This is a genomic window from Vibrio sp. H11 (assembly GCF_004804295.1).
Taxonomy (GTDB): domain Bacteria; phylum Pseudomonadota; class Gammaproteobacteria; order Enterobacterales; family Vibrionaceae; genus Vibrio; species Vibrio ostreae.
Genome location: NZ_SSHN01000006.1, coordinates 51201 through 65535, shown reverse-complemented (window position 1 = coordinate 65535; position 14335 = coordinate 51201). Strand labels below are relative to the sequence as shown.

Here is a 14335-nt window from a genome sequence, read left to right as displayed (position 1 = left end):
ATGTGGGTTAAATCCTGACTATTCAACAGTAAGACCGGATAATTGACGCTTTTCATACAGACGTATTTGCATATAGTCGGTATGATTCTCAACTAGTGAAACCTTAACTGCTGTTCAACGCCACTAACTTAAGCATGAGACGAAATTTATTACCAGCGCTAATCCCGGCTTTGCTTTATTCTGCTGCCTCTTTCGCCGATGTTGATCTCACGATCGAGGGCTTGGAGGGGGAGCTGAAAAGTAATGCCGACGCCTACCTCTCTTCGATTCCGTCCGCCGACTATTCAACTCAGTTGCGTTTTCAGTCGCGCCTGGAAAATACGCTGACAGAAGCGCTCAATGCGCTGGGCTATTATCATCCAGAGTTTGATTTTGAAGTCACCGAGCCTAACGCCGCAATGACGCTGCGTATCACGCCGGGTGAAGTGGTGCGCCTGCAGCAGGTTGATATTAGGATTGAAGGCGAGGCGCAGGATGATGCGGATTTCCAACGTCTGATTGAACGCAGTGGCCTCAAAGTCGGCGAGCCTTTGAATCACAGTCAGTACGACAGCCTCAAATCCGGCTTGCGGAATCTGGCGTTGCAAAAAGGCTACTTTGACGGTGAGTTCGTGACCAGCCGCCTGGAAGTCTCTCCCGCTCTGAACCTGGCCTACGTGCATCTGCACTATAAAAGCGGTATTCGCTATCAGTTTGGCGAAACCTTGATTGAGGGCAGTCAGATTGATGAAAACCGGGTGCGCTCACTGAGCCCGTTTAAGGCCGGCGACCCGTATCAGGTGGCTCAGGTTGGGGAGTACAACCAGAATTTGTCCAATACCGAGTGGTTCTCCTCGGTAGTGGTGGCACCAGATTTAGCGCAGCTTGGTCAGGGACGGCAACTGCCGCTCAATGTCAGTTTGAGCCCGCAGGCGCGTAACCAGATCGAAACCGGTATTGGCTATTCGACCGACGTCGGAGTGCGCGGCTCACTGAAGTGGAAAAAACCGTGGGTTAACGATCTTGGTCACAGCTTCGACAGCAGTTTCTCCATTTCTGCTCCGGAGCAGAGTGTCACCGCCAGCTACAAGATTCCGCTTGATGATGTGTTACGCCAGTACTATCGCATTCAGTACGGCATGAAGCATGTCGATAACCGTGACACACAGAGTATTGAATCCAATCTTGCACTGGAGCGGCACTGGGTGCTGGATAACGGCTGGCACCGCACCCTGTTTGTGCGTTACCTGGTGGAAGATTACCAACAGGGTGTACTGGATGATGCGGCGCAATACATTCTGCCTGGCATCAGTTATACCCGCAGTCGGACCCGAATGCGCGGCTCGCTGCTGACCTGGGGCGATAAGCAGACCGTTACGCTGGAGTACGGCGATCCGGATCTGTTCTCAGAAACCCGGGTGACGCGTCTCCTGGCCGGGACTTCCTGGCTGCGCAGCTTTGGCCGTAACCACCGTGGTCTGATCCGCCTTGATGGCGGAGCTAACTTCGCGGAGGAATTTGATAAGCTGCCGCCATCGATGCGTTTCTTTGCCGGTGGTGATAACAATCTGCGCGGTTACGGGTATGAGTCCATTTCACCGCGCGATGAGACCGGATCATTAAGCGGGGCCAAATACATCGCCACCAGCACGCTGGAATACCAGTACCGTTTGACCGGTAACTGGTGGGGTGCGTTGTTTGTCGATTATGGGGATGCCTTTAACGATACGCCGGACTGGAAAACCGGTACCGGCTTTGGGATCCGCTGGATTTCGCCGGTCGGGCCGATTCGGCTCGATTTCGCGTGGGGCCTGGATTTGGATCCGGCCGATCGCTTTAAGATCCACTTTACCCTGGGGCCTGAGTTATGATCAAACGAGCCATACGTTGGACCAAATGGCTGACCGCGGCGCTGGTGGTGTTGATCATGGTGCTGACGCTATCGATCGCTGCGCTGTTATTTACCGGACCCGGGTTGAATGTGATCGTTTGGGGCGCGCAGCAGGCGCTGCCTCAGTTGACCATCGCTTCCAGTCAGGGGGCTTTGCTGCCGCGTTTCACCCTCAGTGAGGTGCGTTTTAACGATCCGGGGCTCAATATCGATGCCCGGGTTGACCACCTGACTCTGGCGATGCAGGCCAGTTGTCTGCTCGACCCTGTGGTGTGTATTAATGAAGTGGCGGTTGACGGGCTCAAGTTATCATTGCCGCAATTACCGCCGGCCAGTGACGAAAGCACACCAGAGTCTGAGCCGGTCACTCATATTGCCACGCCGGTACCGATTCGGATCGGCCGCCTGAGTCTGAGCAATATTGATCTCGACGTGCTCGGTAACCAGATCCGCTGGCAGCAGTTTTCGACCCGGGCCCAGTTTCAGAGTAACAGGCTGACCATCGGCCGGACTGAATGGCAGGGCATTGATGTCACACTGGCGCAGACGGCGGATGAGCCGGTCAATAATAGCGCAGGTGCAGAGGGGCAACCCCGTGAAGATATCACTCTGCCTGAGGTGATTATTCCGCTGCGGGTGGAGCTGAACCGTTTTGATGTGCGTGATTTTACCCTGCATCAGGCAACGCCGGTCATCATTAATCATCTTGGTTTGCAGGCCGACGCCTATCGTTCTCAGGTTAATGTGACCACGCTTGAACTCGACATGCCGCAAGCAACTGCCAAGCTGGATGGCAAAGCGACCCTGCAGGGCGATTATCCGCTGGCGTTAAATCTCGAGTCGACTCTGTTACTGGATGAAGCTAAGGGGCAGACACTGCATTTACAGGCCAGTGGCAGCGCGGCGGATCTCAAACTGCAGGCTGAACTGGGTCAGCGTGCCCGGGCGCAGATTGAGGCCAGTTTGCAGCCATTAAACGCTGACTTACCTTTCACGGCCTCGATTCGCGATCTGGCGGCGCAGTGGCCGCTGGTCGGTCAGGGGCAATACCGTGTTGAGGCGCCGCGTATTGAGGCGCACGGCTCACTGCAGGGCTATCAGTTTGATGTGCAGAGCCAGCTGCAAGGGCAAGGCATGCCGGATACCACACTGTCACTGACCGGCAACGGTGACCTGCATCAGGTGAGTCTTGATGCGCTCAAGATAGCCACTCTGGGCGGTGAAATTACCGGGCAGGCGACAGCCAATTGGGATGCGCCGGTTAACTGGCAGGCCAGTCTGCGACTCGACAATATTCAGCCCGGCCTGCAATGGCCCGAAGCGCAAGGTGTCATTAATGGCGAACTGACCACGTCGGGGCAACTGACGGCGCAGGGCGGCTGGCGAGCCGAGCTGCCGTTACTGGCCATCAAGGGTGACATAGCCGGTTACCCGCTCAATATTAATGGTCGTCTCAGCGCTGCAGATGCCAGCGGAAAGGGCGAGTTTACAGTCTCAACGCCCGGTGTGACGATAGCGCATGGTGCAAACCGCCTTGTTGCTCAAGGTGAACTCGACCAGCAGTGGCGTATGGACGTATCGATCAATTTACCGGATTTGTCCAAATCGGTGCCCGATCTGAAAGGCAAAGTGATTGGTGATGTGTTGCTGCGCGGAGCGCTGCAACAGCCGGATATAAAACTGGCGCTGGATGGTGACAAGCTGGCCTGGCAGCAGATGGCGACGATTGGTCATCTGACGCTGAGTGGCAATGTCAGCCCACTGCCGCAGCCCCAAGCCGATCTGACCCTGCAGGTCAATGACATTGACGTTGAGCAGCAGCATATTCGCTCCGCCCGTCTGATCGCGAGTGGCTCGCAAGCTGAGCACCAGCTGACTCTGGATGTGGACTCGGATGTGGCGGCGACCAGTCTGGCGATTCGCGGCTCGTTGCTGCAGGACCCGCAGAGGGTGTGGAACGGCGAGCTACAACGGATGTGGATTGAGTCGCAGCAAGGGCGCTGGCGCCTCAATCAGGCCACGGCAGTCAACGCCAATATTGATACTCAGCAGGCGACCATTGCAGCGCACTGCTGGCAGCAGGCGGGGGCATCGCTGTGCCTTGATAAACCGGCGCAAGTGGGAGAAAAGGGCAGCGCGCAAGTCTCGTTGCGAGGCTTTGAGTTTGAGCAGATTAAAGATTTACTGCCGGAGGAAACCAAGCTCAAAGGGGCACTGGATGCGAATGCCCAAGTGAGCTGGTCAGCCAATAAAGCGCCGCAGGTCGATGCATCGTTGCGTATGCCGGCGGGTTATGTCGAGCAGCAGGCTGGCGAAACCGTACATCTTGGCTGGGATCAGGTGGCAATTAACGCCAAACTGCAGGGCAATCAATTGCAGGCTGACTGGCAACTGGATGTGACTGATAACGGTGATGTCAGTGGTCAGGTATCGATAGCCGATGTCACCAGTCAGGATCGGCAGATGGAAGGGGCGTTGACTCTGACCCGCTTTAATCTTGATTTCCTCGCTCCTTTAATCGGTGAATACAGTCAGGTTAAGTCGACATTACAATCGGATCTGACCTTCAACGGACCACTGCTGCATCCGAAAGTGTACGGTCGCTTCGCCGTCAGCGATATTGTAGTGCAGGGCGACATTGCGCCGGTTGAGGTCCAGTCCGGTGAAGTTAATCTGGATTTCAACGGCTATCAGGCGGGCCTGAATGCTGCGATCCAGACTCCGGATGGTCAACTGGACATTACGGGTGACGCCGATTGGCAGCAGATGGATGACTGGCGGGTGAATGCCCATGTCGGCGCAGAATCGCTGCTGGTGGATATGCCGCCGATGGTGAAGATGAAAGTGGTGCCGGATCTCAATCTGGCTATGCAGCCGCAACTGGCCCAAATCAGTGGTCATATCGCGCTGCCGTGGGGAAGAATTGTAGTGGAAGAGCTGCCGCCGAGTGCTGTCGGGGTGTCGAAAGATCAGGTGCTGGTGGATGAAAATCAGCAGCCCATCAGCGATGAAACGGCCGTGCCGTTTAATGTCGAAACTAATGTCAGCATTTCGATTGGCGATGATTTCAAACTGAGCGCCTTTGGCCTCGAAGCTGGTCTGGTGGGACAGCTTAATGTCAGCCAGAAAGATCAGGGTCCGTTTGTGACCGGTGAGGTTAATATTACCGATGGTCAGTACCGTTCGTTTGGTCAGGATTTGATTATTCAGGAAGGTAAGATCCTGATGAACGGACCGGTTGATCAGCCCTATTTGTCAATCAAGGCGATTCGTAACCCGGACAACACCCAGGACGATGTGACCGCCGGAGTACAGGTGACCGGCCCGGCCGATGAGCCGAATGTGTCGATTTTCTCTGACCCGGCGATGCCGCAGGCTAACGCGCTGTCGTACCTGTTGCGCGGCCAGGATATTGATTCTGAAACCGGTGGTAACGCGATGACCACGACCTTGATCGGGCTGAGTCTGGCCAAGAGTGGTAAGGTGGTTGGCCAGCTGGGTGAGGAGCTCGGCGTGCAGAATCTGCAACTGGATACCGCTGGCAGCGGGGATGATTCGCAGGTCACGGTCAGTGGCTACATTCTGCCGGGCTTGCAAGTCAAGTATGGTGTGGGTATTTTTAACTCAGTAGGGGAATTTACCGTCCGCTACCGGTTATTGAAGGATCTCTATCTGGAAGCGGTATCCGGACTCGACAGTGCTGTCGACATACTGTATCGCTTTGAGTTTGACTAATGCAGTAGGACGGCGTTGGCTGTCAATGAGGAGAAGGCTGTGCAGCATCTGGTGTTTGTATATGGGACGTTGCGTCAGGGAGAGAGCAATCATCATTTCCTGAGCGAGAGTGAACTGTTGGGGCGTTTTGAAACCCAGCCGGTATTTGCCTTGCATGATCTGGGACCGTATCCCGGCCTGATCGCTGGCCATCAGTCGATTGTGGGCGAAGTGTACCGGGTCGATGATGAGACACTGGCTAAGCTGGACATTCTGGAAGACGTGCCGGTTGAATATCGGCGCGAGAGCCTGGTCACTCCTTTTGGCACTGCGTGGATTTATATCTATCAGGATACCGGCGGTCTCGACTCGCTGATTGAATCCGGTGACTGGTGTCAGCGGATTTGACCACAAAAAAAGCCAGCAGTGATTTGCTGGCTTTTTTCATGCGTGGCGCAAATTATTTTTGCTGTGCACGCTCGTATGAAGTCAGGATTTCTTGACGTGCAGATGCAGCATCTTCCCAACCGTCAACTTTAACCCATTTACCTGATTCAAGCTCTTTGTAACGCTCGAAGAAATGAGTGATTTGAGCTTTCAGCAGTTCTGGCAGATCGTTTACGTCCTGGATGTGGTCGTATTCTTTTGACAGTTTAGTGTGCGGAACCGCAACCACTTTCGCGTCTTCACCAGACTCGTCAGTCATCTTCAGTACGCCAACCGGACGGCAGCGGATTACTGAACCTGGGATCAGCGGGTATGGAGTCGGAACCAGAACGTCTACCGGGTCACCGTCCAGAGACAGGGTGTGGTTCACGTAACCGTAGTTACATGGGTAGAACATAGGAGCAGACATGAAACGATCGACGAACACAGCGCCAGAATCTTTGTCTACTTCGTATTTGATTGGATCCGCGTTCGCTGGGATCTCGATTACTACGTAGATATCATCAGGAAGCGATTTGCCTGCTGGCACATTGTTTAAGCTCATTAAGGTTTCCTTATCAATTAGCCGGACTTCAAAATTCGAAACTTATTATTAGTCAAGATTCGCCAAGGTGCAAAAATCCGCACCGCAAACCCGAGAGTTTACTCGGAAATGGGCTCAGACCCAAGTAAACCTAAGTCTAAGCATGCTAAATCAAGGCGATATTTTATTAACTGTCTGAATTTTCTGGCTGGCAAAAAAAGAGCGCCGCAGGTGCGGCGCTCACGATCACGCTGTGTGGCGATTAATCCGGATTCGCGGCAAGGAATTCTTCGACCTTGCTGACCATATTTTTCGATCCGACGAAGAAAGGCACACGCTGGTGCAGCTCGGTCGGTTTCAGATCCATAATACGGTTGACGCCGTCAGATGCGGTACCGCCGGCCTGTTCAATCAGAAATGCCATCGGGTTGCACTCATACAGCAGGCGCAGTTTACCGGTCGGGTGACTCTGGGTGCTCGGGTAGAGGTAGATACCGCCTTTGAGCAGGTTGCGGTGGAAATCTGCCACCAGAGAGCCGATGTAGCGCGAGGTGTACGGGCGACCGTCTGCCGGCTCATTTTCCTGGCAATACTTGATGTACTTTTTCACGCCGGTCGGGAAACGAATGTAGTTACCTTCGTTGATGGAATAGATGTTGCCATCCTGAGGAATGCGCATGTTTTCGTGCGACAGGCAGAACGAACCGATGGACGGATCGTAAGTAAAGCCGTTGACACCATTACCTGTGGTGTACACCAGCATGGTGGATGAACCGTAGATAACATAGCCGGCCGCCACTTGCTTATGGCCTGGTTGCAGGAAGTCTTCTGCACTTGGCGGTCCGCCTACCGGGGAAATCCGGCGGTAAATCGAGAAAATAGTGCCGACTGAGACGTTAACATCGATGTTGGATGAACCGTCCAGCGGATCCATCAGCACCACGTATTTGGCGTTTTTGTTCAGTTCTTTGTTAAACGCTACCGCTTCATCTTCTTCTTCACTGGCGACACCACACACCTGATCGCGCGCTTCCAGTGCCGCTTTAAATTTTTCGTTAGCGTACACATCCAGCTTCTGTTGCTCTTCGCCCTGAATGTTGGCCTGACCGGATGCACCGGTAATATCGGCCAGACCGGCTTTATTAATTTCACGGTTGACGATTTTTGCCGCCAGGCGAATTGAGGCCAGCAGGGAAGAGAGTTCACCTCTTGCGTGGGGGAAGTCATGTTGCTTCTCAACAATGAACTCACCAAGGGTCTGCATTTCAGACATGTTGTTTCCTTAACACTAATTTTGGGGGAGTTATCGCTGCACAGTGGCGAGGCTCTTATGGGGGACCTTTATTTACACTGGCGCTAGCATGGAGTGTACGGGGTGGGATTTTTTTTGGGTAATGAAGTAACAGACGCAGATCTCAATTTACTTAACTTTTTTGAAAATAACACTGCCCTGATGTGGGAGGCTCGCTTTATTGATGCGAATCAGGATAATGGAGCGCAGTAACCAATCGTCATGAGGCCAGGTTTATGCATATTCATATTTTGGGGATCTGCGGTACGTTTATGGGCGGCGTCGCTATGCTGGCGCGTCAGCTGGGGCATAAAGTGACCGGCAGTGATGCCAATGTTTATCCGCCAATGAGTACCATGCTTGAAGCTCAGGGTATTGAAATTATTGAAGGTTTTGACCCTTCGCAACTTGAGCCCAGACCGGATCTGGTGGTGGTGGGTAACGCCATGAGTCGTGGTAATCCGTGTGTCGAATATGTGCTGAACCACAATTTGCGCTACACCTCCGGCCCGCAATGGCTGCAGGATTTTCTCTTGCATGATCGCTGGGTGCTGGCGGTATCCGGTACGCACGGCAAAACCACCACTTCCAGTATGCTGGCCTGGATTCTGGAAGATTGTGGTTATCAGCCCGGATTTTTGGTTGGCGGTGTGCTGGGCAACTTCGGAATTTCCGCCCGGCTGGGCGAAAGCATGTTTTTTGTGGTCGAAGCGGACGAATATGACAGTGCTTTTTTCGATAAGCGTTCTAAGTTTGTGCACTACCATCCCCGCACTCTGATCCTGAATAACCTTGAGTTCGATCATGCGGATATCTTTGATGATCTGGAAGCGATCAAGCGACAATTCCACCATTTAGTGCGCACTGTGCCAGGTAATGGCCGCATTCTTGCTCCGCGTCAGGATCCAGCGCTGCAGGATGTGCTCAGTCGCGGCTGCTGGAGTGAAACCGAGTTCAGCGGCGAGCAGAGTGACTGGCAGGCGCATAAACTGCAGCCGGATGGCAGCCAGTTTGAGGTTCTGTTCCAGGGGCTGCTGGTGGGCACTGTGCAGTGGGATCTGGTTGGCGATCACAACGTCAGTAATGCCCTGATGGCGATTGCTGCGGCGCGTCATGTCGGCGTAACGGCCGATCTGGCCTGTGAAGCGCTGGGTCGCTTTATCAATACCAAACGTCGTCTTGAGCTGAAAGGCGAACAGAACGCTGTGACGGTGTATGACGATTTTGCTCATCATCCGACCGCGATTAAGCTGACGCTGGGCGGGCTGCGTAATAAAGTCGGTACCGCGAAAATCATTGCGGTGCTAGAGCCGCGCTCGGCTACCATGAAACTGGGCGTGCACAAACAGACGCTGGCGGCTTCGCTGGACGAAGCTGATTCCGTTTATCTGTTCCAGCCGGATAATCTCTCCTGGTCGGTGCAGGAGGTTGCCGAGCAGTGTCGCCAAGCGGCGCATGTCGGCACTGATATGGCGCAGTTTGTCGCCCAGATTACCGCAGAAGCGCAGCCGGGCGATCAGATTCTGGTGATGAGTAACGGTGGTTTTGACGGCATTCATGCCAAGTTGCTGGCGGCTCTGGAACAGCGCGAGTGTGCGGCCGGTTAATCAGCCCGGGCGTCTCATCAAGGATAACAGACGAATATAATCATTATGACAACAGACAACAAAGCCATCACTTTAGCCTGGACCGGCGCATCCGGCGCACCGTACGGACTGCGTCTGCTGCAGTGCCTGCTGGCAGCCGATTACACCGTTTACCTGCTGATCTCTTCAGCGGCGCGGGTGGTGCTGGCAACCGAGCACGGGCTCAAGTTACCATCAGGCCCGGATGCGGCCAAACAGGCGCTGGTCGAACACCTCGGCTGCAATGCGGATAAACTGGTGGTGTGCGGCAAGGAAGACTGGTTTTCTCCGGTGGCATCGGGTTCAGCGGCACCGAAACAGATGGTGGTGTGTCCGTGCTCGGCCGGTAGTGTCGCTGCTATCGCGCATGGCATGTCGGATAACCTGATCGAGCGGGCTGCTGATGTGGTGCTCAAAGAGCGCGGCCAGTTATTGCTGGTGGTGCGCGAGACACCGTTCTCAACCCTGCATCTGGAAAACATGCATAAACTGTCGCAAATGGGCGTCACCATCATGCCGGCGGCGCCCGGTTTTTATCATCAGCCGCAGTCGATTGAGGATCTGATCGACTTTATGGTGGCGCGCATTCTGGACCATCTCGGCATTGAGCAGAAACTGGTCGCGCGCTGGGGCTACGATCAGCGCGTGTGAGTCGCTTTTTAACGCAATTCGACATACAATCGCAACCACTCATCGGGGAGCTTACCATTGTCGGCGTGAATAGGATTATTTGCACCGTCGTGGCGCTGAGATCAAGCCAGGCTTGGGACCCGCATTAGTCACAAACTCCGCTGCCTGTGCGTCACTCGTACCCGCAGGCCAGGGATGTGGTTAGACACCTGAACCAGATAATGCTGGCGTAGGAATTGAGCAGGGTTTGCGATACCGGACTCCGGACTGACCTCATCCTCCCCTCAAGCCTGTGCCGCTCAATGAGGAGAGCGAGCCTTGAACATCACTCATACTGCGGTTGCTGTGGCAACCTTATATTCTGGCGCCTTACTGGCCGCCACGCCAACGCTGACCGTCTACACCTACGATTCGTTTGCCTCTGAATGGGGACCGGGTCCGGCGGTGGAACAAGCCTTTGAAGCCCGCTGCGGCTGCGATCTCAATTTTGTCACGCTGGATGACGGCGTGTCGATTCTAAACCGGCTGCGCCTGGAAGGCAGTAACACTAAAGCGGATGTTGTCCTCGGGCTGGATGACAATCTGATGACGGAAGCCAAACAGACGGGTCTGCTGGCCAGACACGCGGTGGATACCTCGGCGCTGACCCTGCCAAACGGCTGGCATGACGATACCTTTGTGCCTTATGACTACGGTTACTTTGCGTTTGTGTATAACAAACAGAAGCTGGCCCATCCGCCCGCCAGCCTGAAAGAGCTGGTTGAGCAGCGCGATGACCTGAGCGTGATTTATCAGGACCCGCGCACGTCGACACCAGGACAGGGCTTGCTGCTGTGGATGAAATCGGTCTATGGAGACCAGGCTGGGGCGGCGTGGCAGCAGATGGCACACAAAACGGTGACGGTGACCAAGGGCTGGTCGGAAGCGTATTCCATGTTTTTAGAGGGTGAAGCCGATATGGTGCTGTCGTACACCACTTCGCCTGCTTATCACCTGATCGCTGAACAAGATGATCATTATGCGGCGGCGAACTTCACTGAAGGCCATTACATGCAGGTTGAGGTGGCGGCGAAAGTCAAAAACTCACCTCAGGCGAAACTGGCCGATGAGTTTCTGCAATTTATGCTCAGCGATGCATTCCAGGCGGTGATCCCGACCCATAACTGGATGTATCCGGCCACGGCGGTCACGCTGCCGGACGGTTTTTCGACGCTGACCGTGCCGGACAAGGCGCTGGCCTTCACGCCGGAACAGGTTGCCGCCCAGCGCAGAAGCTGGATTCGTGAGTGGCAAAACGCGCTGACGTTCTGATCCTGATGCAAGTTACTGTTCCTAAAACCGGTCTTTGGGTCGCGGCGCTGGTCGCGGCCTTTGTGTTTTGTGCGCTGGCCGCTTTGTTGTGGCAGGCCCCGCAATTACAGCTCAGTCAAATCTGGGGCGATGCTTATTATCGCCATGTCACCTGGTTCAGCTTTTACCAGGCGTTGTTGTCAACCCTGCTCAGTGTCGGCCTGGCGATCCCGGTTGCTCATGCGCTGAGCCGGCGTCGCTTTCGCGGCCGGGCGCTGCTGCTGCGCTTGTTTGCCAGTACTTTGGTGCTGCCGGTGCTGGTTGGCGTGTTTGGCCTGCTGGCGATATACGGCAAAAGTGGCTGGATTGCAGACTGGCTGCAGCAATGGCAGATAAAAATGCCGTTTTCGATTTATGGCCTGAGCGGCATCCTGCTGGCGCACGTGTTTTTTAATCTGCCGTATGCGTGCCGGTTGTTGCTGCACAGTCTGGAGAGTATACCGGCCGAGCAGCATAAGTTATGTGCTCATCTTGGCATGAGCGGTTGGGATAAATTCAGGTGGGTGGAGTGGCCGCGTATGCGCCAGCAACTGGCTAATGTCAGCGGCATGGTATTCATGCTCTGTTTCACCAGTTTTGCCACTGTAATGGCGCTGGGCGGCGGGCCGAAGTCGACCACTATCGAGCTGGCGATTTATCAGGCGATCAAGTTTGATTTTGATTTACAGACCGGTGCACTGCTGGCGTTGTGGCAGATGCTGTTGTGTGGCGTGCTGGCGCTGGCGCTGCAACGGTTATCTCGCCCGTTACCTGTCAGCACGGGCGCTTGGTCTGACCGGCAGTGGCTGACGGATTCACGCCTGGCGCGCGGCTGGGATGCGTTATGGATTGGCTTGGCGCTGTTACTGGTGGTGCCACCGCTGCTGATGGTTGTGGTGAGCGGGCTCAACAGCAAGCTGTGGCCGGTGCTGAGCAGCGGGCCATTCTGGTCTGCGCTCGGCGCATCGTTGCAGGTGGCGACACTGGCGAGTTCTCTCGCGCTGCTGGCCGGGATCAGTATCGTGCTGACCAGCCGCCACTGGCGTTTGCACTATCAGCCACGCCGCGCCAATTCGATTGAACTGATCGGAACCATTATTCTGGTTACGCCGGGTCTGGTGATCAGTACCGGTCTGTTTCTGCTGCTGCGTAATCTGACCGATGTGTTCAGCCTGGCGTACTGGATTGTGGTGGCGGTCAATGCCCTCATGGCGCTACCGTATGTGGTAAAAAACCTCAGTCAGCCGATGTTGCAGGTCGCACAGCAATACCAGTTTTTGTGTGCCAGTCTCGGCATGCAGGGCTGGCAGCGTCTGCGTCTGGTCGAATTGCGCGCGCTGCGCAAGCCGCTGGCTTACGCCTTTACCCTCAGTTTTCTGCTCTCGATGGGCGATTTGAGTGCGATTGCCCTGTTCGGCAGTCAGGAGTTTCGTACTTTGCCGCTCTATTTATATCAGCTGCTGGGCAGCTACCAGATGCAAGCGGCTGGCGTGGTCTCTGTGGTGATGCTGCTGCTGAGTATTGGATTGTTTTATTTGATCGAGCGTTTGTTCCACAGCCGCTTGATAAAGGCCAGACACGGAGAGAAGCATGTTAGTGCTGGATAATGTACGTTATGAATACCAGAACGAATGGTTTCACTTTGAAATGACGGTCGAACAGGGCAGCATCGTCGCCCTGATGGGGCCGAGCGGAGCTGGTAAATCGACCTTGCTCAGTCTGGTGGCGGGATTTATCGACCCGGACCTGGGCGATATTCGCGCCGGAGCCGGGCTGATGAGCTCGGTGATTGGTCTGGCACCATTTCAGCGCCCGTTTTCGATGTTGTTTCAGGAGCACAATCTGTTTGCGCATCTGACGGTACGCGAGAACGTGGGTCTCGGCCTGCATCCGGGGCTGAAGCTGAGTCAGATTCAGCAGCAGCAGGTGGCTCAGGCGGCGCAAATGGTCGGGGTCGGGCATCTGCTGGAACGGCTACCGGAGCAATTATCCGGCGGGCAGAGACAACGGGTGGCGTTGGCACGCTGCTTTGTGCAGCCCAATCCGGTTTGGTTGCTGGATGAGCCGTTTTCTGCCCTCGATCCTGTGCTGCGTGAAGAGATGCTCAACCTGGTCCGCAGCCTGGCCGCTGAGCGTAACATTACCGTATTGATGGTGACTCACCATCTTAGTGATGCGCGTGCGATCGCTTCGCATTTTGCCTTTATGGCTGAGGGACAGGTGCAGTGTATGGCTCCGATTGGCGAGCTGACCGCCAACCATCCGCATCCGCCGTTGGCGGCATTTGTCCGTGCCGGCGAATAAAAAAAGAGGTTGGCATCAGCCAACCTCTTTGCATTGATTACATCACAAGCCGCTAATAATGCGCTCGCTCGTTTAATACGGTTGATCGTTGAGTATTTTCAGAACCTGGAAAATCTCACGCGACGCTTTCGGCGCTTTATTCGCTTGCTTCTCTTTTTTCGCCTGACGCGCCAGTTGGCGCAGACGCTGACGATCCGCTTCCGGGTACATTTCCATCACGTCCTCAATCGCACTGTCGCCTTCTTCCACCACACGATCACGCAGCTGTTCCAGTTTGTGCAGCACGGCACTGGACTGAGAATGCTTGTTACGTAATTTATCCAGCGCCGCTTGCAGTGGCTCAGGATCGATATTACGCATCAGGCGACCGATGTATTGCAGTTGACGACGGCGCGCTTCATTTTTAAAGCGCTGTGCGTCTTTAATTGCCTCGGCCAGATCGTCAGGTAACGGGAATTTTGCCAGAGCAGAAGGTTTGAGAGCCACCAGCTCTTCACCGAGCTTTTGCAGTTCAATCATATCGTTTTTCAGCTCGGTCTTACTGACCAAGATGATTTCTTCTTCATCTTCCCAAGGGGCTTTTTGATTCTTACGCGCCATCT

General features: G+C 54.8%; 11 protein-coding genes. 8 read left to right on the top strand and 3 right to left on the bottom strand.

Annotation, left to right across the window (positions count from 1 at the left end; all coding sequences use genetic code 11):
* Positions 1 to 134 precede the first annotated feature (134 nt).
* Genes E6C74_RS11145 through E6C74_RS11135 form a run of 3 tightly spaced genes read left to right on the top strand, consistent with a single transcriptional unit; the run spans position 135 to position 5992 of the window.
* Positions 135 to 1850: an autotransporter assembly complex family protein gene (locus E6C74_RS11145; protein WP_136485130.1), complete on the top strand. Its 1716-nt coding sequence runs from the start codon at positions 135 to 137 to the stop codon at positions 1848 to 1850.
* A complete protein-coding gene (locus E6C74_RS11140) occupies positions 1847 to 5605 on the top strand; it encodes a translocation/assembly module TamB domain-containing protein (RefSeq protein WP_136485128.1) in 3759 nt (1252 codons plus the stop codon). Before E6C74_RS11145 ends, E6C74_RS11140 begins: the two co-directional genes overlap by 4 nt.
* A 39-nt stretch (positions 5606 to 5644) precedes the next feature.
* Positions 5645 to 5992 (top strand): gamma-glutamylcyclotransferase, encoded by a 348-nt coding sequence (locus tag E6C74_RS11135; RefSeq protein WP_136485126.1) that lies wholly within the window; start codon positions 5645 to 5647, stop codon positions 5990 to 5992.
* 52 nt (positions 5993 to 6044) lie between these two features.
* Here the strand turns inward: E6C74_RS11135 and ppa are convergent, their stop codons facing one another.
* The gene (gene ppa, locus E6C74_RS11130) at positions 6045 to 6575 is read right to left on the bottom strand and encodes an inorganic diphosphatase (protein ID WP_136485124.1); all 531 of its coding nucleotides are present in this window, start codon (positions 6573 to 6575) and stop codon (positions 6045 to 6047) included.
* Positions 6576 to 6816: 241 nt separating this feature from the next.
* Positions 6817 to 7827 (bottom strand): class 1 fructose-bisphosphatase, encoded by a 1011-nt coding sequence (fbp, locus tag E6C74_RS11125; protein ID WP_136485122.1) that lies wholly within the window; start codon positions 7825 to 7827, stop codon positions 6817 to 6819.
* A 254-nt stretch (positions 7828 to 8081) separates the two neighbouring features.
* Here fbp and mpl point away from each other — a divergent pair, with 254 nt between their 5' ends.
* The 5 genes from mpl (at position 8082) to thiQ (ending at position 13733) form a co-directional block, all read left to right on the top strand.
* Positions 8082 to 9452 carry a UDP-N-acetylmuramate:L-alanyl-gamma-D-glutamyl-meso-diaminopimelate ligase gene (gene mpl, locus E6C74_RS11120; protein WP_136485120.1) on the top strand — a complete coding sequence of 457 codons (1371 nt, stop codon included), beginning with the start codon at positions 8082 to 8084 and terminating at the stop codon, positions 9450 to 9452.
* Between the two features lie 45 nt (positions 9453 to 9497).
* The gene (locus E6C74_RS11115) at positions 9498 to 10121 is read left to right on the top strand and encodes a flavin prenyltransferase UbiX (protein WP_168797017.1); all 624 of its coding nucleotides are present in this window, start codon (positions 9498 to 9500) and stop codon (positions 10119 to 10121) included.
* Between the two features lie 297 nt (positions 10122 to 10418).
* The gene (gene thiB, locus E6C74_RS11110) at positions 10419 to 11411 is read left to right on the top strand and encodes a thiamine ABC transporter substrate binding subunit (protein ID WP_136485116.1); all 993 of its coding nucleotides are present in this window, start codon (positions 10419 to 10421) and stop codon (positions 11409 to 11411) included.
* A 5-nt stretch (positions 11412 to 11416) separates the two neighbouring features.
* Positions 11417 to 13036: a thiamine/thiamine pyrophosphate ABC transporter permease ThiP gene (gene thiP / locus E6C74_RS11105; RefSeq protein ID WP_136485503.1), complete on the top strand. Its 1620-nt coding sequence runs from the start codon at positions 11417 to 11419 to the stop codon at positions 13034 to 13036.
* Positions 13020 to 13733 carry a thiamine ABC transporter ATP-binding protein gene (gene thiQ / locus E6C74_RS11100; protein ID WP_136485114.1) on the top strand — a complete coding sequence of 238 codons (714 nt, stop codon included), beginning with the start codon at positions 13020 to 13022 and terminating at the stop codon, positions 13731 to 13733. Before thiP ends, thiQ begins: the two co-directional genes overlap by 17 nt.
* 72 nt (positions 13734 to 13805) lie before the next feature.
* Here thiQ and yjgA read toward each other — a convergent pair whose 3' ends face one another.
* On the bottom strand, positions 13806 to 14333 hold the full coding sequence (gene yjgA / locus E6C74_RS11095) for a ribosome biogenesis factor YjgA (protein ID WP_136485112.1): 528 nt from the start codon (positions 14331 to 14333) through the stop codon (positions 13806 to 13808).
* Between the last annotated feature and the right edge of the window lie 2 nt (positions 14334 to 14335).

What these genes read in the sequence shown, in the direction of transcription:
- E6C74_RS11145 (WP_136485130.1), top strand. Translation starts at nt 135, where the DNA reads ATGAGACGAAATTTATTACCAGCGCTAATCCCGGCTTTGCTTTATTCT.
- E6C74_RS11140 (WP_136485128.1), top strand. Translation starts at nt 1,847, where the DNA reads ATGATCAAACGAGCCATACGTTGGACCAAATGGCTGACCGCGGCGCTG.
- ppa (WP_136485124.1), bottom strand. Translation starts at nt 6,575, where the DNA reads ATGAGCTTAAACAATGTGCCAGCAGGCAAATCGCTTCCTGATGATATC.
- fbp (WP_136485122.1), bottom strand. Translation starts at nt 7,827, where the DNA reads ATGTCTGAAATGCAGACCCTTGGTGAGTTCATTGTTGAGAAGCAACAT.
- mpl (WP_136485120.1), top strand. Translation starts at nt 8,082, where the DNA reads ATGCATATTCATATTTTGGGGATCTGCGGTACGTTTATGGGCGGCGTC.
- E6C74_RS11115 (WP_168797017.1), top strand. Translation starts at nt 9,498, where the DNA reads ATGACAACAGACAACAAAGCCATCACTTTAGCCTGGACCGGCGCATCC.
- thiP (WP_136485503.1), top strand. Translation starts at nt 11,417, where the DNA reads ATGCAAGTTACTGTTCCTAAAACCGGTCTTTGGGTCGCGGCGCTGGTC.
- thiQ (WP_136485114.1), top strand. Translation starts at nt 13,020, where the DNA reads ATGTTAGTGCTGGATAATGTACGTTATGAATACCAGAACGAATGGTTT.
- yjgA (WP_136485112.1), bottom strand. Translation starts at nt 14,333, where the DNA reads ATGGCGCGTAAGAATCAAAAAGCCCCTTGGGAAGATGAAGAAGAAATC.